Origin of the sequence: Nitrosomonas halophila, from assembly GCF_900107165.1 — a bacterium.
Classification (GTDB): domain Bacteria; phylum Pseudomonadota; class Gammaproteobacteria; order Burkholderiales; family Nitrosomonadaceae; genus Nitrosomonas; species Nitrosomonas halophila.
Window position 1 is genome coordinate 1 of record NZ_FNOY01000046.1, and the last position, 23,052, is coordinate 23,052.

Sequence of the window (23,052 nt, forward strand, 5' to 3'; positions counted from 1 at the left end):
AATAATCGCTATTGATTATAAAAGAATTTTTTTCTGATTTAGAGCAAAAATGGGGGGTTTTGGGTGGTTTTGGGGGAAAAAGCTGCGAACTTGGGCTCAGTCAATCTCAAATTGCACCGCGCACTTCGTCGACCATCTGCTTCAACCTCCCGACATCCCGCACACGCAGCGTATGGCCTGTACGCTCGATCAAGCGATGCTTGGCCAGCTCGCTCAATTCGCGCGTTACCGCTTCTCGGTGAGTGCTGACAAAACAGGCCAATTCGGCATGGGTGGGCGCGGGCCTGATTACCGCGGAATTAGGAGAATCCATATTCTGCCTGGCCAGGCGCAACAACTCGGCATGAATGCGATTGCGTACCGCAAGCGTACTGAAATCGAATACGCGCTCGGTCAAGCGCCTGACCTGATCGGTCAGGCGTTTCAGAATCGCCGTACAGAACACTGGATTGGCTTGGATCAATTGCATGAAAACCTTGCCTGGCATTGAAGCCAGCAAGGTATCCTTTTTGGCCGCAGCTGTCGCCGATCGCACCTGGCCATCGATTGCCGTCAACTCGCCAAACATCTCCCCTGCGGGCAAATCGCACAGAATCACTTCATCGCCGGACAGGCCATAATAATGAATGCGTACACAGCCCTGGAGAATAAAGAACACGCTGTTGCTGTGATCCAGATAGCGCACGATTTCCTCACCGGCGGCATAATGATGCCGATGCAGGGCGCGTACGATGCCATGCAAATCAGCCGGCGGCAGGTCCCGGAATTCAACGATGTTTTTAAACAGCATCAAACATGCTTCATCTGCCCAATCATAACCCTCAATAGATCCATCCATCATTCGGCCCCATGGGTTACAAAATCAAATTACTCAGGCTCAGAATGCCGATCGGCAACTGGCCATCTCACCCCCAGACATTGCAGTCCGCCTGAAATGTCACCGGCGCACCACCCTCACAAAACAACGGCCCTTTTTCTGAGCCGGAAGTTGCCCACCCGCCTGGCACTTGCCTGAAATCCTGCTGATAGACACAACATTTTCCATCGGGCGCTTTCTTTGCATAGTATTCCGTTTTGACACCCGGTCCATACACTATCTTTTTCAACGCTCCACTATAAACAGTGGTTTTTTTTCTGCCGGCCGGATCTATTCTCTCTTCAACAAGCTCGCATCGGCCATTTGAATTTCTCACCGTAAAGGTATAAGTACAAGTCATAATCACAATCAGTCTATACAAAAAATATAAATCGGCGCCTCCCGCAAAACCTGAAGATCAATGCACCAGACGGGAATTGAAACATAGTTATGTCGTCATTGGTATCTATTTACGTCAAATATGCATTATTTCATTCGCATCAGCCGTACGGAACATTTATTCGGCATACAAGCTGGCGCTATCTCTGCGAAGCGGAATGGCCTCGCCTATGCGGCTTTCAAGCCAGCACAATCTGCCGGCGATGTATTCTCGCACTCAACCGGAGCCGCTCGTCTAAAAATTCAGGGTTAGTTTCCCGAAAAGGGTGCGTGTGGGTGAATACAGCCTGGGATGGGGCTCGGAAGTGAAAAAGTAGGGCTGCCGATAAAAAAACGTCTTATCCAGCAAATTCCTCACTTCCAGGCTAAGCAGACCCCTGCGGTTAGGCAACCGGAAGCCGGCGAATGCATCCAGCAACATAAAATCCGATGTCCCGGCGCCGTTCCACGGGTCATCATGTTCTTCCCTGGGCAGGCCTGTCAGCCACTGTTGCTGCTTGACATAGGTCGTGGAAAATTTGGCAAAGAAACCCGAAGCATGAAAATATTCAATACTGACCGGCGCGCTTAAAGTATCGATACGCCGCGGTTGCAAATAATACTGATACCCGCGACGGTCGGCCCGCTCGAACTGCAACGCACCTTTTATCGACCAGGACGTATCCAGCAACCAGTTAAGATACAGGCGATACCATCGTTCCCGCTGCTTTTCCGCTGCCAGCGACGCTTCCGGCAGCGTCTCTGACTGCATGAGAGGAATACGCAATGTGCGTTCGGACACCTCCGCTCCACCGTATAGATTGTCGGCCGCACGCGCATCGAAGCCAATACCGGTACGCCGGGTTCTGGTGGCATTCGGATCATCGAAGAATTGATTGAATCCAGCAATCTGGGTCGGTTCCAGTGTTTGCTGGCCGAGCAAATGCGACTTGGTCGTTTCGAACCAGGCAGCCCGTAACTGGAGATAATCGTTGACATACCATTGCAAGCCAATCTTGGGATTGACCTTGCCCGCCTTCTTGCTGTCCGCGCCCGTAAACGAGTCATAGCCCAAACCAAGCGTGACATCGAGGCTGGCCAGTGCATTGAGGTACAGATAGCTGTAGGCGCTTTCGCGGTGCAAACGTCCGGGCAAAGCAAAAAATGGCGATTGATTGTCGAACGAATAGCGGTAGACAGCCCCTCCTGTGACGGCACGCAGGAAATCCTGCTTGAGTATGTGTTGCGCCTCGATCTGTTTTCCGGAAGCGGGAAACTTCATGCCGGTGAAATTTTCCATCCGGTCAACATACTTGGCCGACAGTAAGAAATCCTGGCGCGGCAACAAGGCATATCTGGCACCAATACGCACGGAATTTTCCCGCAGCGTCCTTCTATTATAGGGATTGTAGTCCCTGTGATAAAAATTCTCCGCAGCAAAATCCCCATGCGCTGTCCTGCGCGAGACAAGCTCTGCCTGTAGATTGAATTTCGGAGTCAATGCATATTGCAGAAAAGCATTGTAAATATTATGGGTCACATCATGGTTGTTGCTACTCTGAATGAGCGTGCTATCTTTTCTGCTGCGCCCAGGATCGGGGTGATCCGGGTCGAGATCATTGCGGCGGAAACCGCGGGTGCTGAAGTGGAATTGCCCCAGACTGATTGAAGCCCGGTCATACACGGCCGAAAAAACCACTTCGTCACCGAGTGTGCGATCACTGCCGTAGAGGCCCGATGTGACAAGCTGCGGACGATTGCGCGCCATCAGCGGCACAAATTCATTAAAACCCGCTACCGCGGGGCCGGTATGGGTAATGATATTGAGATCGGCTACAGCCATGCGTGGCTGCACCGGATTGACATTGACGGGCTGCAACAGTTGCGCCTGCAGCAATTCGCTGACACGCGCGATTTCATGCCGGGGAATGCTGGCATAGGCATCGGAAAGAAAGCGATGGGCGGAATGGTTGGCAGGATCGAAGCTCAGCGAGCTGGCAGTCTCCACCAGGGCGCGTCTTTGCAACCCCAGGTTGTCATATATCCGGGCCAGACTTGCCCCACGCCCGGCCTGATCCTGATCGAGTAACAAGCGGGAGCGGTAGACTGCCCGGTTGTCATTCAACTCGATCGATTTCTGGATGTCGCGCAAGGCTTCTATAGGCCGATTCTGTGTCTGCTTCTGGATCGCATCGTACAACCAGGGAGTCGGGTCCTGCGGATCCCGCGCTCTTGCCAAATCATATTGCGTGCTGGCCAGCCCATATTGCTTTTCCTCAAAATAAACCTTGCCAAGATAGCTGCGCACCAAGGAATTGGCAGGATCCAGACTGGCAGCGATTTCAAGCGCTCGCCGCCCCGCCGCCAACCTGCCCTGGCGAACCAGGGCCAGCCCAAGTCCAAGCCGCGGCATGGGATCAGCCTGATCGAGTGCGATAGCCTGGCTGAATATCGTACTGGCCTGATCCGTATCGATTCTTAATAGATGGGCAAATCCCAGCACCGTCTGAGTTTTGGCCAGACCGGGATCAAGATCAACGGCCCGCCGGGCCGCCGCATGCGCCTGGTCCAATTCACTCATCGACATATGCAGCTCAGCCAGCCGGGCCCACGCTAGCGCATGGCCAGGATCAAACCGAACCGCAGCGGCCACACTATCCAATGCAGACTTGATTTGAAAATGCGCTTGCTGTGCATAGGACAGTGCAAGTCTCGCCATGGATGAGGCCGGATTCTGTTCAACAGCCCGGCTCGCCCAACGCAGTGCCGCCGCCTTGTCATTCTGCGTCACCGCAATCACAGCCTGTAGTGCCAGTACATCGCTATTATCGGGCTCAAGCTGCAACGCCCGCCCAAGATCCCGCTGCGCTTCCTCGGCTTGCCCTACCACCAGCAACAGCCCGGCCCGGTACAATAGGGACTCGATTGTGTGCGCATCAACCGCCAGCCGATCCAGCTCTGACAAAGCCTCGGTCAGTTTTCCTTGCCGATAATGTACTAAAGCGTTGCGCACCGCCTCTGGCAAATGGGCCTCACTTTCTGCATCCAGCCGGTAATCGATCACCGCCGGATAATGCAATGCCCACTGCACCGCATCAAGTGGCTCCAACAAAATTTCCCTGCGAAGTGACTGAGTCCCATGAGCAACCGCTGCCTCGCCATTTGTCAGCATGAGACGGCCTTGCGCATTGGTCACGCTGACCTTGCCTTCAAACACCACAACGGAGGCCTGTGGCTGTTGGGTACTGATGAAGAATTCCGTGCCCTCAACACTTGCATTGACCACTGGCGTCCTGATCTTGAAAGGTTTGGGCGTACGTGTGATGACATGCATGGCGCCGTTCATCAGCTCGAGCAAGGTGGACGGACCTGCTTCTGGGTCCACAATGGTAATCGCCGTTTTCTGATCCAGCCGCAGCATGGTTTCATTACTGAGCCTGAGCGCTGCGCGACTGCGCGAACGGACACGCACTCTGTCGCCTACGCACAGGGAAGTATTTAATTGCGCCGGATGCCAGCCTGCCTGATCCGCCCGGTGAAATTCGACCCGCCCTTGAACAGACACCACATGCGCCACCACCCCGGCACACGCCTCGGCAGATGCAGCAGCCTGTCCCGGCATCACATACAGACCCAAACAGAGCCAGAGTCCATGGCGCGACAGCTTGGCAAGACAGCGGGACAGACCAAGCCCATACCCCCTGATTGCCATCAGCCGTTCAACCAGCCACATAACAGCAAAATGATTGATGCCAATTACCAAGCGCACGCCATAATATCCTATTTGCATATCAATTGATGACCAGTCTATACAAGGCAAATCAAATTTCTGTGATCTTTCGCACAACTCAATCCCCCTGCGAATGGCTCAGTTGACTGCCATGACAGCAGCTTCATCAACCGAGCGTTTCAGGATTACTTCAATTGCATACGGATGGTGGGCTGCCAGGATTGAGAAGGCGGCCGCTGCAGAGATGCCTGACAATGCCTGAGATAGAATTGGGTTGGCCCGTCTTCCGGAAAATCATTCCGGATCATCTGAAATTGGCGGCATGCCGCCTTCAGATCTCCCGATGCATAGACAAGCAATGCTTGCCGAAACTTTTCACATAACCGCTGCTGCGCTTCGTGACTTGCTTCCCGGTGGGCAACCAGTTCCTGCAGATTGATGGCTTGCGATTTCCCCGGGAGTATAAACCCGCCGAGGGGACGCAACAGAAAATCATCCAACCCCATCACAACCTCCTCGGAAACCAGCAAACGTGTGCCGAGAAACTTGTTGACGCCCTGAATACGATTGGCGGTATTCACAATATCGCCCACGGCACGGTATTCGTAATGCTGGCGTGCACCGACATTTCCCAATACCATCTCGCCAAAATGCAGCCCGAGCCGGGTAGGCAACGGCGGATGATGATCGCTCTGGTTAAAATGGTCTATCGCAGCCACAATATCCAGGCAAGCTAGGCAGGCCTGCATACGTAACGCCTGATCGGGAACGGCCGCAGCCCAGATCGCCAGCATGGCATCGCCGATTACATCGGAAACCTTGCCCCCCAAACGCTCCACTGGTTCGAACAGACTGGCATAGTAGTCATGCATCAGCAATGCAAGCTGCCGCGGATCCATCGTCTCCGCCAGGGTGGTATATTTTTCCGCGTCGGTGGCCAAACAGACCCCGTACACCAATTGACTTTCCGCATGAATCGGCCCCGCACCATTCACCACATACTGCACCACCTGCCACGGCCGGTGCCGGCCAAAAAGTGCCTCGATTCGCTTCCGCTCCCGGTTGGCCTCGAAATAGCGTAATGCACTCACGCCAATCATGCCCATGGGCAACTGTATCAGCATGGGAATGGCCAAAGGCAGCCAGACATGTTTGGCGCTGAATAGCACGATTGCCGAGCCGCTGTATATGACCGTCCATATGCCAACCAGCATGACCACAGCCAATGCGGCGCGCGCGTGCTCAACCGGCACCAGGAAGCCAAGCAGACAGGCTAGCGATCCATACAAGCACAGGATCAGCGCGCCACTGAGCGGCGGCAACGGCTGCAGCGCCTCATCTTCCAACAAATTGGCAACAGCCGTCGCGGCAATTTCCACGCCGCTCAGCGTCAACCCGTCCGCGCGGGAAAAGACGGTATGGTAATCGTCGCGGATTTTGTCCTGTTCAGCGGCCGTTGCAGCCGAAAACCCAACCAGCACGATTTTTCCTGAAAAATCGAATCCATCAGACATGGCGAACTGATTGTCATGACCACGCTCAACCAACTGATGGTATGGAATCGTCTTGATCGTTCGAGGGGGGCCGTAAAAATTCAGATGGCGTATCTCACTGCCGGCATAGAGATTCACCAGCGCATGTATCATCCGCCGGTAAGCCGCGCTCAAGTCTGGATGCCGTGCTGCCTTATCCAGCATGAGCGGCCCCAGCAGTGGGTCATGCAAAAACGCCTGCCGCAAGTCGAGAATCAACTCTTCCATCTCAACTGCCTGCGCATCGGGCGGCAATTGCCGGCCCAGCGCAGGATTCATCTCGGTCAGCAAGCGCAGGAAACTGCCGTATGCCGGCAAAGCAAACAACTGCAGGACGACAGCAGGCAAAGTCGGCATATCCCCCGCGCTGGGCCTGAATGTCCAACTCTGACTGACCCAGGCTGACTTCGGCAGCGGGAAGGATGCCTGGGCACGTGCCGCATGCGCCAGAACGGGCACAATTTCCCCGGCCCATTCCTGCAGGATCATGGCGGCGGGCTGGCCGGCCTTCTCATCCGCGAGCATAATCTCATCAAAATCCAGCCTTTCCACCAGCACAACATTGCGCGCCTGCTCAATCGCTGCGGCAAACTGCGCATCCTGCTCGGCCACCTGGCTGGGCTGATCAAACGCCAGATCAAACGCGATCACGGCCGCACCAGCCCGGGACAACTGCTCAACCAGATGCGCATGCAATGTACGCGGCCATAAAGCGGGCCGGAGTGGTAAATCCAAATGGGAGGCTGAGGCTTGGTCGAGCGAAACCACGATCACTTCAGCCGGCGCCGATTGGTTGCCGCGGGCATGAAACAGCCATTGCAGGCCAAACTGCTCTTCGAGTCCTGCCCCTTGTGGTGTCAGATAGATGGCCGCACCCAGGATGCCGACAAACAATGCAAGCAGGACGCGCGCATACCAGCGCTTCATTACAGAGAAAAGCCAGCCAGCCGTTTATCGCAGCGCTGACTGAAATATTCAAAAGAATAGCGGATAATCAAAACCGATGCGATTGGCCGAACAATACGAAATAGACCCCAAACAATTTTCAATGGGATAGATGAAGCCAAACCCACCTCTCGGCCGACAATACTTCATAAGCATGAAACACAAAAAAACAAGCCGAAAAAAAAGGGCCTGAGAACAGACCCTTTTTTTTCGGAAAAAGCAGACTAATTAATAGCCGCCTTGCCAGGCATCGCCCGAAGCGTCACGTGCTTTCTTGACGACAGCCACGGCATCCGCACATTTCACTCTGACAATTTTTCCATTCTCAACATCAGTCCGGCTTTTGACGACATCAGTCGGTTTCTTATCTTTGCAGGACAAATAGTTCAGGAGATCCTTAGCCGCGATTGGCGCCAAGGAAGAAGTCAGGTTACCACTTGCAAATGTTGCAGTCGAACCCAATACAAAAATCGAAACAAAAGCTGCAACGATTACTTTGTTCATTTGCGTTCCTCTTTAATAGTTTCAAAACCAAATCCATCGCCTGACAATTCTTTCAGGCAAAATCCCGCGGCTTGTTTTTAAACCAAGCTTTCCGAAAGGAAAACATTAACACAGATAATTGGCCGGCAGATACCTTAACCCCCGCCATTCCCTGGTTAGCATGGACCCTGCACATTCTATCAAGTAATTCAAAATTTTTGCATCAAAAACGCTCAATTTCCCAAACTTCGGCAACTCTGGAGCCATTCCATTGCCGAAGGCCACCATCGAACGCATGCCTTACCGGTTTGTGCCGGGACAGATGGCGGCAAGTGCGCCATTCCGACAACCGATTCCATGCGCCAAACGGAACTGCCATGGCCAGCCCAGAGCACTCACTTGCCTCTTAAACGCGCGCGCAACCGGGCAATCGCCTGAGCATTAAGCTGGCAGACGCGCGACTCACTGACACCCAGCACTTCACCGATCTCGCGCAAATTCATTTCCTGCTCGTAATGCATACCCATGACCATTTTTTCCCTTGGGGGTAAATTCTCGATCGCCTCGATCAACAATTCGCGAAGATTTTTTTCCAGCAGATGATCAAGCGGCTCGTTCTCCCTGTTACCGCACAGGCGATCAAGAAAATGATCTTCCTCGTCTTCCTGAAAATCCTCGTAATAGATCAGCTGCCCGCCACGCGCATCCTGTAGGGCGCCCTGGTATTCCTCCAGAGACATATTCAACTCATCCGCCAGCTCCTGCTCGCTGGGAGGGTGATCCAGGCGCTGCTCCAAAGCACGGACAGCCGCTTCGATCTGGCGCATTTTCTTGCGCAGACTGCGCGGCAGCCAGTCGGCATCCCGCAATTCATCCAGAATCGAACCACGAATACGCTGGGCCGCGTAGCTTTCAAACTGACGGCCGTAAGAGCCCTCATAGCGGCTGATTGCATCCATCAGTCCGATCATGCCTGCTTGAATCAGATCATCCACCATCACGCTCGCTGGCAACTTAGCCATCATATGATAGGCAATCCGCTTGACCAATGGCGTATATTCGATAATGAACTGCTCTTTATCAATGGTGCCGGTTTCGGTATACATAGGCTCGCTCAAACCGTAAAATCCGCCATGTTGTTGAGATGGCTGCTACGAATCAGGCGATGCATGAAATTTTCCATTCCACCACCGTCTGTTCCAGGACAAGGGCAACGAATCATTTTCTCGGCCAGCTGCCGAAAATCCGCAGCAGACCGGGCAGCCGGGAAGGCCTCCACCACCGGCTGGCAAAGCTGGGTAGAACGATAGAGTTTGTCATCGAATGGTATGCACCCCATCCACTCCAGCCTGACGGCCAGATGCTTGCGCGCGACAGCGGCTATATTTTCAAAAATATCGTGCCCCATGCTTGCAGACTCCACTTTGTTGACCAGCACCAGGAAATCCCGCCGCGCATACTCCTTGCTGATAAGCTTGATCAGTGCATAGGCATCGGTTATGGACTTGCCGGTCCCCGAAAGCACGATCAGCACCTGTTGAGAAGCCAGGCTCAGCGGCACAACATGGCTGGCTGCCCTGATGGCGGTATCGATCAGCACAACATCGACCGGCAGGGACAAATCACCAAAGCTTTTGATCAGCCACTCCTGATCGACCGGCGCAAGCTTTGCCAAGGAATCCATGCCGCGCACCGCTTTCAGAATCAGCATACCCTGTGGCCCCTGCGTCAGTACCTCCTCAAGGGATTTCTCCCGATTGATCACATGCAGCAAATCAAAATGCGCCTCAAGACCCAGGTTGGCACTCACATCGTTATGCCGCGGATTTTCATCCAGAATCAGTACCTGCCGGCCAATCTGCGCCAGTGCCATGGCCAGATTGATCACGGTACTGGTTTTACCCACACCGGTCCGTCCACCAGCCACCGTGTACACGCGCATCCCTTGCTCGCTGTCCAGCGCGCTCAACGCACGCAAGCCGGCAGCCTGGTCTCTCATAGCGCTAGCCATGCCCAGCCTCAGCACAGGCTGGCTGCGCATCCTCTGCCTGATCGAGGAAACTGCTCGCCATCACAATGGCGAACTCCGAATCCTGTAGCGCAAAGGGAGAATTCCTGGAAGTGGATCTGAAAATTCGATGCAACAGATAGCGGGAATTGGCTGCGTGCAAATCCTCCGGCACTTTCTGCCCATTGGTGACATAGTGGAGCACCAGTTTGCGCCGAATGGCCGCATCCAGCGCAATGCCCAGGCTGGTCGCCTCATCGATTTTGGTGATGATGCAACCATAAATCCCGTGACGCTGATAGGCGGAGATCACTTCATCCAGCGTGTTGCCATTACTGGTTGCGTTAAGAAGCAGCAAGTGCCGCACCTCGGTCCCGCATTGGCTCAGCATGGCGATCTGCTCTGTCAGCATCTGATCCCGCTGACTCATGCCAACCGTATCGATCAAGACCATATGCTTGCCCCGCAGCTCATGCAGAATCAATTGCAAATCATCGACATCCTTGATGCTGCGCACCGGCACGCCGAGCAATTTGCCATAAATACGCAATTGCTCGTGGCCGCCAATACGATAGCTGTCAGTCGTCAGCAAAGCGACCTTGTCGGCGCCATGCCGGATCACGCAGCGTGCCGCCAATTTTGCAGTGGTGGTGGTTTTTCCGACGCCGGTTGGGCCGATCAATGCATACACCCCCCCTTGCTCGATGATTTCGTCACTGACTGCTGTGCGCAAATTGAGTGTCAGCAGGGTGAGGGTTTTTTTCAGACTTTGTTCGAAATCGTGATCGGCCGGCAATTTTTCCAGCAAATGGCGCGCAAGCAGCGGACTGAAACCGGCATTCAACAAAGTGCGCAACACCCTGACGCCATCAGGATTTTTCCGCGAAAAATTGTCCCAAGTCACGGTAGTCAGCTGATCCTCTAGTATTTGCCGCATGGCCTGAATCTCCTGAATGATATTCATGCTCAGCGCCTCTTCTGAACGGGACGGCCCAGCCGTTTCTCCGTTGGACGAAGAGGGCGCCGTCTTGGCTGCCAGCATGGCTTCTGACAAGGCGGGCGCTTTCGCTTTCCTGTCCGCGGAAGATACAGGTGGCGCTGCTTGCGTATCATTGGCCAGCGTGGAAATATCCTCGCTGGCCAGGGCCATGATTTCTATCCCGCCTTCCACTTGCTTGTTCGACAGAATCACCGCATCAGCACCCAACTCTTCTTTGACTTTGCGCAACGCCTCACGCGAAGTTTCGGCCAGAAACCTTCTCACTCTCATGTTCTACTTCCTCCAACGATGGCAACAAATTTAATTTTTCTGGAATCCGGAATTTCGGAATAAGCAAGCACACGCAGCTGCGGCAATGCACGCCGCAGGAATCGTGCCAGCAATAGCCGGATCGCATCGGACACCACCAGCACGGCAGGCAACCCGAGATGCTCCATGCGTCTGACCGCGTTGCCCGCTTCACGAGTCAATGTTTCAGCCAAGCCCGGCTCTATACCCCCCTCCGTCATGGGCGCTGATTGGACCACCTGTGTCAAAACAGCTTCCAATTCCGGGTGCAGGCTCATCACTTGCAGTTCGGTGCCCGATGGATAGTATTGCTCGACGATGGCCCGCCCCAGCGCCACCCGGACCAGCGCCACCAGTTCCGTGACCTCCTGAGTGCGCGCGGCATATTCGGTCAGCGTATCGATAATGGTGCGCATATCACGGATATGCACCCCCTCTTCCAGCAAATGCTGCAACACTTTTTGCACCGTCGCCAAAGGCAGCAGCTTGGGAATGAGGTCTTCGGTCAGCTTGGGCATACTCCGCGCAAGATGATCGAGCAGCTGCTGCAACGCATCCCGGTTGAGCAATTCAGAGGCATGACTGCGTATCAGATGATTCAAGTGAGTCGTTACGACCGTGCTGGCGTCAACCACCGTATAACCGCTGGTCTGCGCCAGCTCGCGCTGACCTGTTTCGATCCAGACAGCCGGCAGGCCGAATGCCGGATCCTGGGTGCTGTTACCGGGCAGGGCCATGGTGACCTGACCGGGATTGATTGCCAGATACATGCCGTTATAGGATTCTCCCTGCCCAATGACCGATCCTTTCATGGTGATGCGATAGGCATTGGGGCGCAGCTCCAGGTTGTCCCGGATATGCACGACCGGCGGTAGAAATCCGATTTCCTGGGCAAACTTCTTGCGGATACCGTTGATCCGTCTCAGCAAATCACCCTGCTGCAGCTTGTCGACCAGCGGAATCAGCCGGTAACCCACTTCCAAGCCAAGCGTATCGACTTGTGTCACGTCTTCCCAGCCGGCATCCTGCGCCTCGGCTGCCGCCACTTGCGGCTCACTGGGTTTCGGCTCCGCCGGCACGGGGCGCCGGGACAAGTAATGGGCCATCCCGCCGATCAGTGCCGACAACAGCAGGAACACAAAATTTGGCATCCCCGGCACCAGACCCAGCAGGCCGAGAATGCCCGCCGTCAGCCATAGAACCTGCGGACGGTTGAACAACTGGCTGACCACCTGTTGCCCCAGATCTTCATCGGTACTGACCCGGCTGACCACCAGCCCGGCCGCAGTCGAAATGATCAATGCCGGAATCTGCCCCACCAACCCGTCGCCTATCGTCAGCAAGGTATAGTTACGGGCTGCGGCGGCAAGGTCGAGATCATGCTGCAATACCCCCACCACCAGCCCGCCGATGATGGTAATCAGCATGATCAGAATGCCCGCAATGGCATCCCCCCGCACAAATTTGCTGGCCCCATCCATGGAGCCATAAAAATCCGCCTCTTGAGAAATGCGCTCGCGCCGCTTGCGTGCATCGGCCTCACCAATCAGGCCGGCATTGAGATCGGCATCGATCGCCATTTGCTTGCCAGGCATCGCATCCAGGGTAAAGCGCGCGCTCACTTCCGCGATACGTCCCGCGCCCTTGGTTATCACAACAAAATTGATCACCACCAGAATGATGAACACGACCAGGCCGACCGCGTAATTGCCTCCCACCAGAAAATGGCCAAATGCCTCGATTACCTTGCCAGCCGCATCCGGGCCGGTATGGCCATTCAACAGCACCACCCGGGTCGAGGCAACATTCAGCGAAAGCCGCAACAAAGTGGTAATCAGCAGAACAGTGGGAAAAACAGCGAATTCCAGCGCATGCCGGGTATAGAGGCCGACCAGCAACACGATGACCGCCAGCGCGATATTGAATGTAAACAACACATCCAGCACAAAAGGCGGCAAAGGCAGCACCATCATCGCCAGAATCAGCATGATCAGTATCGGTCCGGCAAAACTTTGCAAGCGGCTGGCCTGCAGCCAGGCACTCAATGACAAAATATTATTCATATTGAATTTATTGGTTACATTTGCCATATCAGTTGGTGACGCTCACCTGATCCAGCTCATTTGGAATCGCTATCTCCGGCGATAATTGCGGCGCCTCCCCGCCATAAGTCTGATACCTGCGCAATTGAAAAACATAGGCCAGGACATGCGCGACAGCGGTATACAATGCCTCGGGAATTTCCGCCTCCAGCGCCACATGGTGATACAAGGCGCGCGCCAGTGGCGGCACTTCCAGCACCGGCACATAGTGCGCTTCGGCCAGTTCACGGATGCGTGCCGCGACCAAATGCACGCCTTTCGCCACCACTTTGGGCGCGCGCATGGATCGATCCTGATATCTCAGCGCCACAGCATAGTGAGTCGGATTGGTAATGATGACATCCGCCTTGGGCACTTCTGCCATCATGCGGCGGCGGGCAGCTTCACGCTGCAGACTACGGATACGCGCTTTGACCTGCGGATCACCATCTTCTTCCTTGGATTCCTTGCGCAACTCCTCCTTGGACATCCGCAGCTGGCGCGCATGATTCCAGAGCTGGAACGGCACATCGATGAGCACGATCAACACCATCGCGCCCACAATCAAAATAAAGGCCAGCACCATCAATCTGCCCATGCCAGTCAATCCCGCAATCAGCGGCAGACTGATGAGGTCAAGCACCTGCTGTTTGTAAAACCACATCACGCCGGCTGCCACCCCGCCCACGACCAATGCCTTGGTGATTGCCTTGACCAGCTCGATCAAACCGCGCGCGGAAAAAATGCGCTGCAGTCCCTTGATCGGGTTGATACGCTTGAAATCCGGCATCAACGCCTTGGAACTGAACAACCATCCACTGAGCAACATCGGAGCAAAGAAAGCCACAATGACCAACCAGGCCAGCAACGGCGCGATCGCCAGCAAACCATCGACTGCCAGCTGAAACAATCGCGGCAACAGCAACGCCTGATCATATGCAAACGCCCGCTCCATCGACAGACCGCTTTCCAGGACGCCCGCCAGCTTGTGCATGATAATCGAGCCGATAAACCACAAGCTCCCAGCTGTCGCAATCAAGACTGCGAATGTAGTGAGCTCCTGCGAACGCGCAACCTGCCCCTCTTCCCGCGCCTTTTCCAGGCGCCTGGGAGAAGCGGGCTCGGTACGTTCCAGATCGCTGTCTTCCGCCATATCGGGCTCCTCTCGATAAGGCTGAATTATCGAAGACAGCGCCGGAAATCGATGCGGGGAACAAACGAAGATTTATCCTGTTAATCACCCGATCCAGAATGGAATCGGCGCACCGGCTGGCAGTTACCCAGAAGCTGTTTGGAAATTTCAATTGCAGACCATCTCCTCAACGTCACAGCCATTGCGGCGATAGCTCGCAGCAACCACGAATGAACACCAATGCACACGAATAGAGGTTAGGTTGAATCCGGGCATGCATTGGAACTGGCTGCCCGGTAGGGTGCGCTCGCGCACCGGTTTTTGCTTATGCGACAACTTGCTGGCAATGGCCGATGTTTGACGGTGTGCAAGCACACCCTTTTGGCGAGCCGCGAAAGTGGCGCGGCAACCCGGCCTTGATGCTGGATACTCTTAAAGGGAAGAATTGGTTCTAGGAGGCTGTCCGAGAATAGCGATCGTAGCGAGGGCGAGGCTGGTTGAGTTGGATTTTTCGATCATTTGAGGCGAATAGTCGTTCTATTTAATGAAAAGGATCGTAAAATCCGGCCAACCAGGCTCGTCCGCAGTAGATCAGTCTATTCTCGGACAGCCTCCTAGTCACCCATCATGCGCAAGACAAGCCTTTCGGGTTTAATTCTCGGGGAACTCGGGGCGCACACTGCCCACCCCTTCATATTCCGGCCGAACCAGGCTGTGCCCGCGGAATTCGGGTAAGATATAACGCTCATCGGTCCGGAATGGTTCCAGCGCCGGTCGCAGGCCCGCGCGCCAAGCTTCCATCGACTCTTCAGCAAAGCTGAGTGATACGTCCTGCCTCGGGATAGGTTGCTGTTTGCGCAATTCCCGCCAGCGCCGGTCCAACCCATGATGCTGCTGCCAAACCAGACAATCAACGAAGGGAAAACAAGGATACATCCATTGCACGCCAGGATAAGCCGGAATAGGCGGAGGATAAGGATAATGATGAGCGTGCCAGCCGCCGCCCACCCAAACCGCCCCCGAATGCACAGCCAACCGACCCACCTCAGGTTGCCCAAAACTCAAGTCAGGCACGGCAACCATCCAAAAAGCAGCAGCGACCAGCCTATGTCCGGATCCCGTCAACCCTCTCACACATAATGAGCTCTTCATCGCGCATTTCCTCAGTATTCGGTGCGCTTGCGCACCCTACTCCATTGGACTGCAGCCACCGCAGGATGTGCCTGCACACCGGCAAATACCATCAACGACCACCCCGACAGACCCAGCCTCTGCCACACGTTCAGCGCCTGCTTGGTGCTTGGAATGCACCCTGCCTCATTGAATTGCAGACACCGCCCGCCTCACTGCTTGCTCATCCATGCAGCAAAAACACGGCCGGCTTCTTGTTCAGGTCCGGCAAATCCCGCCGCCATTCGCCTATGGTGCGGGTGACGACGTATTCATCAGCAAGCGTCAAATGGCAGGCCACGCACAAATCCGTATCCGGACGGCACTGTTGTATCAACGCTTCGAGCAAACGCTGGTTACGGTAAGGCGTCTCGATAAAGATCTGGGTTTCATCCGCCATGATGGATGCCTTCTCCAGCTGCGCAATTTTTTGGTTGCGTGCCGCCTGCTCCACCGGCAGATAACCATGAAAACAAAAGCGCTGCCCATTCAGACCAGATGCCATCAGCGCCAACAAAATCGAAGAGGGCCCCACCAGCGGGACAACCCGGATATGCCGCTGGTGCGCCAATCTCACCAAACTGGCACCAGGATCGGCCACACCGGGGCAACCCGCCTCCGACAGCAAGCCCACATCATTCCCGGCAAGCAGCGGCGCCAGCAGTGCTTCCAGCTCGGCGGCGCGCGTATGCTCGTTCAGCACTTCCAACTCGATGGCTTGCAATGGCTGCAGACCGCCAATTTGCTTAAGAAAATACCGCGCGGTTTTTGGATGCTCGACGATGAAACGATCAAGTGAAGCCAGGCGTTGCTGCACGCCTACCGGCAGCATCCAGGCAAGATCGCCCTCGCCCAGTGGCGCCGGAATCAGATAAAGCGTGCCGAAGGTCATAAATCGATAAACTCAGAAAAAATGCACCATATGATATTTTAATTTGCCTGCAAATCACTTCCAGACTGGATGATGCGCAAGCGCACCCTGAAAGCAGACCTGGAGCCGGTCGAATCATACTGCCTGTCAATGCAGCACTCTGGGCACGCTCAATATGAATTCAGGAATCTCCACCGAAAAATGGAAGCCATCTTCGGCCACCATCTGATAACTGCCTTTCATCGAACCCGCCGGCGAGGAAATCGCCGTGCCACTGGTGTACTCAAAACTCTCTCCCGGCTTCAGAAAAGGCTGCTCGCCCACCACCCCCAGTCCACGCACCTCATGGACGCTGCCATCACCGCTGGTGATGATCCAATGGCGGCTGACGAGCTGGGAAGCGACACTGCCGGTATTGTTGATCGTGATCGTATACGCAAAAACATGCCGCTCGGCACTTGGGTCGGATTGATCCGGCAAGTAAACCGTGCGCACTTTCACTTCTATATTGTATTTTTCTTCATTATCCATAAAACCTATTCCACACTATTTTCATGGTTACGGCAAGCGAGTTGGTGCGTATTGCCGATTCCGGTCCCATCTCGAATCATGCATCAATTGATCAATAGTCATTCCGTCTCTTTCTGGCGACATATTTAAATATTTAAATACCAATACTTAAAGTCTATTTTTAGAATTCTGTCTCTATTTAGAGACAGAATATACTGATTCAAACAGGGCACATGATGATTAATGTTCTTTTCAATCAATCACATGAATAATTGGCATGATTATTGCCTTAAATTTAATCGGTTTCATAAAACACCAATAATAACCTGCCATGCCAGCTCAGCATGGCTTTTTTAATTCATAAGGGAACTCGGGGCATGATCCATAACAAAAACATTAATCCATTCATCCACACACGCACACCATCAACCCATCCGGGAAACACGCCGGGAATACGCCGGTTTATCGGCATAGCCGCCCTGGTTGGCCTGACAAGCCTTGCGGCAACACTCACCCCCACCCTTTCCCACGCATCCCCGCCGGCACATGCGAATGCAAGCGATCGTGCAAAAAGCAATTTTTCCGAGGAAGCACTGCCCGCCCGCGCCAAGCGCGGCAGTAATGAAGAATGGGCCAGGGGGCGCATTCTAGTCACGCCACGCGCCGGCCTGCCCGCCAAGGCGCTGGCCAACATTCTCAGGGAACACGGCGGCAAGCCCACAAAAATCGGCCAAAGCGATTTGTATGTCGTCGAGCTGCCTGAATATACGGAAGAAGGCGTGATTGCGAGACTTGCCCGCCATCCACATATTAAGTTTGCTGAATTCGATCATTATGTCGCTCCCACCGTGATTCCCAATGACCCTTACTACCCCAATGGTTGGCACCTACCCAAGATCGGTGCACCTGCCGCCTGGGGAGATTCACTCGGATCGGACATCACCATTGCTATTCTCGACTCGGGTGTGGAAGGTGATCATCCTGATCTTGCCGCAAAAATGGTGCCTGGCTGGAATTTCTTCGACAACAATTCCAATACTTCAGATGTCTCCGGACATGGTACACGGGTCGCCGGTGCCGCCGCCGCCCTCACCAATAATGGTATCGGCGTAGCGGGCGTTGCTCGTCACTCGCCAATCATGCCGATTCGTATTACCGATACCAACGGGTGGGGAACCTGGAGTGGCATCGCAAACGGATTGGTATGGGCTGCCGATCGCGGGGTGCGTGTGGCCAACATCAGCTTTGTCGGCGTCTCGAGCAGTCTCAGCGCACGCAATGCTGCACAATACATGAAAAATAAAAATGGGCTGGTCATTGTAGCCGCCGGCAACACCGGCAATCTGGAAAATTATACTGCCACCGACACCATGATCCCTGTAGCTGCCACCACATCAAGTGATGCGCGAGCCAGTTGGTCCAGTTACGGCAATTATGTGTTGTTATCCGCTCCCGGCGCGAACATCTGGACTACCCGTGACGGCAAAAGCTATGGTGCGTCCAACGGCACTTCGTTCTCCAGCCCGATTACGGCCGGCGTCATCGCCCTGATGATGGCCGCCAATCCAAGCATGAAAAATACCGATATCGAGCACACCCTGTTTACCACCGCTATTGACCTAGGCGCTGCCGGGTGGGACCCCTACTTCGGACATGGCCGGGTCGATGCCGGCGCCGCGGTGCAGGCTGTGGTCACAACCGAAACTACAATCACCTCGCCCAAAGACACCGAACCGCCACGCGTATCTATTCTCGAGCCCCTATCCGGCGCAACCGTATCCGGGTTAGTGCCAGTGGATATCGAAGCAACCGACAATGTCGGCGTGGTGCGCACCGAGCTGTGGGTCAACCATACCAGCGTTGCGGTCGACACCTCCGAACCGTTTGCTTTCAGCTGGGACTCCAATGGCACACCCAATGGCAAGGCAAATCTCGTGGTGCGCGCATTCGATGCAGCCGGCAACAGCGCCGCCTCCAACATCGCGGAAGTCAACGTGGAAAATCCCATTAGCTCGGTCACCGATGATAAAGACACCTCTTCCTCCCTTATTGACACCACCCCGCCTGTTGTACAAATTATCAACCCGGTTGGAGGAAACGTCTCCCACAATGTGACGATCACGGTCAATGCTTCCGATGACAACGGTGACGCAGACATTGCGCTGGCTATTTACATCGATGGACAACGCCTCGCGACAGGCACAGGTAGCACGCTCAGCGCCAACTGGAACACTCGTCCAAAACGCGTCTCGGCTGGCGCACATACAATCCAAGCCACGGCGAAAGATGCTGCCGGCAATACAGCCACTACTTCTGTAAATGTAAATGTCGTCAAGTAGCGGCCAGGGTGCCCAGCAATTCTCATCTTGAAAAATGAGAGGAAATCAATTGATTCAGGCTCTGAATCAATAATCTACAATCTCTAATGCCAAACAACACATGACAGATGCGATATTTACTTGCATGCGCAGGGAAATGATAGGCATTACTGCTCAAAATGGGAATTGCTGGCGCCCCCCGGCGCGTTACGCCTTCCGCATCGTATGATTGTCGATTTTTTTTACAGAATCTCCCGAGAAAAATCCTAAATGACATAATATTTCTTAAGAAACCAATAGATAAAAATATGGCACATAAATTGCTTGTTATTAGTTACCACAAGTCAAAAAGCGAATGGAAAGATTATAATTAGGCTAAAAATTAAAGGAGACGCAACATGTTAAAGAAAACAATTATATCTACACTGATGAGCTCGACTCTTATCGCGGGAGCAATGTTCACAGTCAATGCAAACGCAAGTTTTGCGTCATGCACCGGTACAGGCTACGATATCTCTGATAATGTCACGCCGAATATTGGCTGCACGATATTGGAACCGCTAAATGCAAATCAAAACGACAGCGTCAGCCCCCCCCAAAGCAGCTTTACTGTCAACGAGGAAGCCTTTTTTGGGTTCACCAACTGGTCGTTTGATGGCAAGTATGACGATATCGGCAATGTGAGTGGGACTGATGGTTCCAGCTTGTTTGATTTCCTTGGCAATAATCAATCAGGAACCTTTACCTGGATAGGTGGGAATATCACCGACTTCAGCGATATCATGCTCGTTTTTAAAGATGGCGGAGATACAAATCTAGTTGGATACTTAATCAATATGCCACTTCTGCTCACCTCCCTGGATGATGGTGGTTTTGGTGGAACGGGCACCTATACATCACCATTTGAAGAGCCACCATTTGCCTTCCCTGGCCAAGGACCAAGAGATATCTCTCATATTTCCGTCTACTACCGGCAGAATGGTGGGCCTGGTCCAGGTAATGGTGATGTTCCAGAACCGGGCATTCTCCTGTTGCTGGGCGCTGGGCTGATAGGATTAAGCCTGTCACGCAGAGGCCGGGTTTAACTGCACATTTCGAGCGACATTCAATTAACCCGCTGACAAGGCGGGTTAATTACTTCGTGATCTAGATTCCCCAGTTTCATCTCCTCAGCACAACGCTCCTCGTCTTTCCACGCTTGACTGTCGATATTTTTTACACTCTATCGCAGTATTGTCGATGCATTAAAGAAGTATTCGGACAGGCCGTACACAACTCCGTAAATACTCAGGTATTTATTAATGATGTCATCGATAGCAGATGGGGCAAGGCATTCACCCCCTTAGTCATTCGTCGACATCCACTGTAAAGGGCAAACCACGCGAAAGCGCGGGACGCAAAGTCATTGATCTACAGGGCCAACGCCCCAGGATAGCAAGACTGCCAGCAAAGTTTCCACATTCCTCCCGGCTGAATGGGAAGGGCGAATATCGAGCCAGTGCAACAGCGTGTTGATTCACTTTACACACGACGAGTCCCACCGACGCAGACAGCCTGGCGCAGATATCCATGCAGTTCTATTCCGGGCTTCCCCTGAGCTTGAAAAGGATAAGTTCATGGAAAGTATTCATCAACCATACATGGTTCGCGACTTACTCACACACCCTGATGCCATATCAGGCCTGAAACACACAACAAGGCGCGCCGGACTGCATCGGCTTCTAGGCACAGCCATGCTAGCCGGCCTGTTGGGGGCCGCGGCACTTACGCCAATCACCACCCATGCATCCCCGCCCACCCATGCGAATGCAAGCGAGCGCGCCAAAAGCAATTTTGCCGAGGAAGCGCTGCCCGCCAACGCCCGCGCCAAGCGCGGCGGCAACGATGAATGGGCCAGGGGGCGCATCCTGGTCACACCTCGCGCCGGCCTCCCCAGTAAAGCACTGACCAAAATTCTCAGAGAATATGGCGGCAAACCCACAAAAATTGGCCAAAGTGATTTGTATGTCGTCGAGCTGCCTGAATATACGGAAGAAGGGGTGATCGCAAGACTTGCGCGGCATCCGCATATCAAGTTTGCCGAATTCGACCATTATGTCTCTCCCACCGTGATCCCCAATGACCCCTACTATCCCAATGGCTGGCACCTGCCCAAGATCGGTGCACCTGCCGCCTGGGGAGATTCGCTCGGATCGGATATCACCATTGCCATTCTCGACTCGGGTGTGGAAGGCGACCATCCTGATCTGGCCGCAAAAATGGTGTCTGGCTGGAATTTCTTCGACAACAATTCCAACACCTCCGATGTCTCCGGACATGGTACCCGGGTCGCCGGCGCCGCCGCTGCTCTCACCAATAACGGAATCGGCGTGGCAGGCGTCGCACGTCACTCACAAATCATGCCGATTCGCATTACCGATACCAGCGGCTGGGGAACCTGGAGCGGCATCGCTAACGGATTGGTGTGGGCTGCCGATCGCGGGGTACGTGTGGCCAATATCAGCTTTGTCGGCGTCTCGAGCAGTCTCAGCGCACGCAATGCCGCACAATATATGAAGAATAAAAATGGGCTGGTCATTGTCGCCGCTGGCAACACCGGCAATCTGGAAAATTACACTACCACCGATACCATGATCCCTGTAGCTGCCACCACATCAAGCGATGCGCGAGCCAGTTGGTCCAGTTACGGCAATTACGTGTTGTTATCCGCCCCCGGCGCAGGCATCTGGACCACCCGTGACGGCAAAAGCTATGGTGCCTCCAACGGCACTTCGTTCTCCAGCCCAATCACGGCCGGTGTCATCGCTCTGATGATGGCTGCCAATCCAAGCATGAAAAATACCGATATCGAGCAAACCTTGTTCGCAACCGCCGTCGACCTCGGCGCCACCGGGTGGGATCCCTACTTTGGGCATGGCCGGGTCGATGCCGGCGCCGCAGTGCAGGCCGTGGCCGCAACCGTGGCCACCCCCATCGTGGACACCGAGCCCCCGCAAGTCACCATCCTGGAACCGCTGTCAGGCGCAACCGTCTCCGGACTGGTGCCGGTAGATATTGAAGCAACCGACAATGTGGGTGTAGTACGCACCGAGCTGTGGGTCAACCATACCAGCGTCGCGGTCGATACTTCCGAACCGTTCGCTTTCTCCTGGGATTCCAACGGCACGCCCAATGGCAAGGCCAATCTCGTCGTGCGCGCATTCGATGCAGCCGGCAATTCTGCCGACTCCAACGTTGTGGAAGTCAACGTAGATAACGATATTATCACTGTAGATGAAGATATCACCCCTCCTGTTGTTCAGATCATCGACCCAGTCGCAGGAGACGTCTCCCACAATGTAACAATCACGGTCAACGCCTCCGATGACAGCGGTGATGCCGGCATTGCCCTAGCGATTTATATTGACGGACAACTCCTCGCGACAGGCACAGGCAGCACGCTCAGCACCAACTGGAACACACGCCCAAGACGCGTTTCAGCCGGCACACATACGATTCAGGCCGTCGCACAGGATGAAGCGGGCAACACCGCCACGACATCCGTGAACGTGAACGTTGTCAAATAACAGCACGATAGTTCTGCACCCATTGATTCCTCCGGCCAGAACAGCAGTTTCTGGCCGGAGGAATCAAACCCATCCTATTTAATTTAAAAGGGTAGAGTAGAGAACAGGCTTGCGCCTGCCCTCCCTCATCAAACCGTGCGTACAGTTCTCCCGTACACGGCTTTCCGATGTTCTTCATGCCGAG

At 54.3% G+C, this 23,052-nt stretch carries 16 protein-coding genes and 1 riboswitch; of the genes, 3 read left to right on the forward strand and 13 right to left on the reverse strand.

What is annotated here, in order from left to right; genetic code table 11:
- Window positions 1–106: 106 nt before the first annotated feature.
- The 13 genes from BLV85_RS10305 to apaG all read right to left on the reverse strand — a co-directional run bounded on the left by BLV85_RS10305 (window position 107) and on the right by apaG (window position 17,005).
- Complete coding sequence (locus tag BLV85_RS10305) at window positions 107–790, reverse strand: Crp/Fnr family transcriptional regulator (protein WP_090414904.1); 684 nt, start codon at window positions 788–790, stop codon at window positions 107–109.
- Window positions 791–905: 115 nt separating this feature from the next.
- The gene (locus BLV85_RS14905) at window positions 906–1,106 is read right to left on the reverse strand and encodes a hypothetical protein (protein WP_143032323.1); all 201 of its coding nucleotides are present in this window, start codon (window positions 1,104–1,106) and stop codon (window positions 906–908) included.
- Window positions 1,107–1,490: 384 nt separating this feature from the next.
- The gene (locus tag BLV85_RS10310; RefSeq protein WP_176974013.1) at window positions 1,491–5,003 is read right to left on the reverse strand and encodes a FecR domain-containing protein; all 3,513 of its coding nucleotides are present in this window, start codon (window positions 5,001–5,003) and stop codon (window positions 1,491–1,493) included.
- A gap of 146 nt (window positions 5,004–5,149) precedes the next feature.
- A complete protein-coding gene (locus tag BLV85_RS10315; RefSeq protein WP_090414894.1) occupies window positions 5,150–7,423 on the reverse strand; it encodes a CHASE2 domain-containing protein in 2,274 nt (757 codons plus the stop codon).
- A gap of 246 nt (window positions 7,424–7,669) precedes the next feature.
- Window positions 7,670–7,945, reverse strand: coding sequence for a hydroxylamine oxidoreductase (locus BLV85_RS10320; protein WP_090414895.1), 276 nt, complete (start codon window positions 7,943–7,945; stop codon window positions 7,670–7,672).
- A gap of 374 nt (window positions 7,946–8,319) precedes the next feature.
- Entirely contained in the window at window positions 8,320–9,030 is a 711-nt protein-coding gene (locus tag BLV85_RS10325; protein WP_090414896.1) for an RNA polymerase sigma factor FliA, read from the reverse strand.
- Window positions 9,031–9,038: 8 nt separating this feature from the next.
- A complete protein-coding gene (locus tag BLV85_RS10330; protein ID WP_090414905.1) occupies window positions 9,039–9,935 on the reverse strand; it encodes a nucleotide-binding protein in 897 nt (298 codons plus the stop codon).
- Window positions 9,928–11,202 (reverse strand): flagellar biosynthesis GTPase FlhF, encoded by a 1,275-nt coding sequence (flhF, locus tag BLV85_RS10335; protein WP_090414897.1) that lies wholly within the window; start codon window positions 11,200–11,202, stop codon window positions 9,928–9,930. The genes BLV85_RS10330 and flhF overlap by 8 nt, the downstream gene beginning before the upstream one ends.
- Window positions 11,199–13,283 (reverse strand): flagellar biosynthesis protein FlhA, encoded by a 2,085-nt coding sequence (flhA, locus tag BLV85_RS10340; RefSeq protein WP_090414906.1) that lies wholly within the window; start codon window positions 13,281–13,283, stop codon window positions 11,199–11,201. The genes flhF and flhA overlap by 4 nt, the downstream gene beginning before the upstream one ends.
- Window positions 13,284–13,311: 28 nt before the next feature.
- On the reverse strand, window positions 13,312–14,454 hold the full coding sequence (gene flhB, locus BLV85_RS10345) for a flagellar biosynthesis protein FlhB (protein ID WP_090414898.1): 1,143 nt from the start codon (window positions 14,452–14,454) through the stop codon (window positions 13,312–13,314).
- A 630-nt stretch (window positions 14,455–15,084) separates the two neighbouring features.
- Window positions 15,085–15,585, reverse strand: coding sequence for a hypothetical protein (locus BLV85_RS10350; RefSeq protein ID WP_143032324.1), 501 nt, complete (start codon window positions 15,583–15,585; stop codon window positions 15,085–15,087).
- A 202-nt stretch (window positions 15,586–15,787) separates the two neighbouring features.
- A complete protein-coding gene (locus BLV85_RS10355; RefSeq protein WP_090414900.1) occupies window positions 15,788–16,495 on the reverse strand; it encodes an SAM-dependent methyltransferase in 708 nt (235 codons plus the stop codon).
- 126 nt (window positions 16,496–16,621) lie between these two features.
- The gene (gene apaG, locus BLV85_RS10360) at window positions 16,622–17,005 is read right to left on the reverse strand and encodes a Co2+/Mg2+ efflux protein ApaG (RefSeq protein ID WP_090414901.1); all 384 of its coding nucleotides are present in this window, start codon (window positions 17,003–17,005) and stop codon (window positions 16,622–16,624) included.
- Window positions 17,006–17,361: 356 nt separating this feature from the next.
- Between apaG and BLV85_RS10365 the strand changes: the two genes are divergently transcribed.
- The 3 genes from BLV85_RS10365 (at window position 17,362) to BLV85_RS10375 (ending at window position 22,868) form a co-directional block, all read left to right on the forward strand.
- Window positions 17,362–19,323 carry a S8 family serine peptidase gene (locus tag BLV85_RS10365; RefSeq protein ID WP_090414902.1) on the forward strand — a complete coding sequence of 654 codons (1,962 nt, stop codon included), beginning with the start codon at window positions 17,362–17,364 and terminating at the stop codon, window positions 19,321–19,323.
- Between the two features lie 377 nt (window positions 19,324–19,700).
- On the forward strand, window positions 19,701–20,387 hold the full coding sequence (locus BLV85_RS10370) for a PEP-CTERM sorting domain-containing protein (protein ID WP_090414903.1): 687 nt from the start codon (window positions 19,701–19,703) through the stop codon (window positions 20,385–20,387).
- Window positions 20,388–20,663: 276 nt separating this feature from the next.
- Window positions 20,664–20,750: riboswitch (cyclic di-GMP riboswitch) on the forward strand.
- 168 nt (window positions 20,751–20,918) lie between these two features.
- A complete protein-coding gene (locus BLV85_RS10375; protein ID WP_245725174.1) occupies window positions 20,919–22,868 on the forward strand; it encodes a S8 family serine peptidase in 1,950 nt (649 codons plus the stop codon).
- Window positions 22,869–23,052 lie beyond the last annotated feature (184 nt).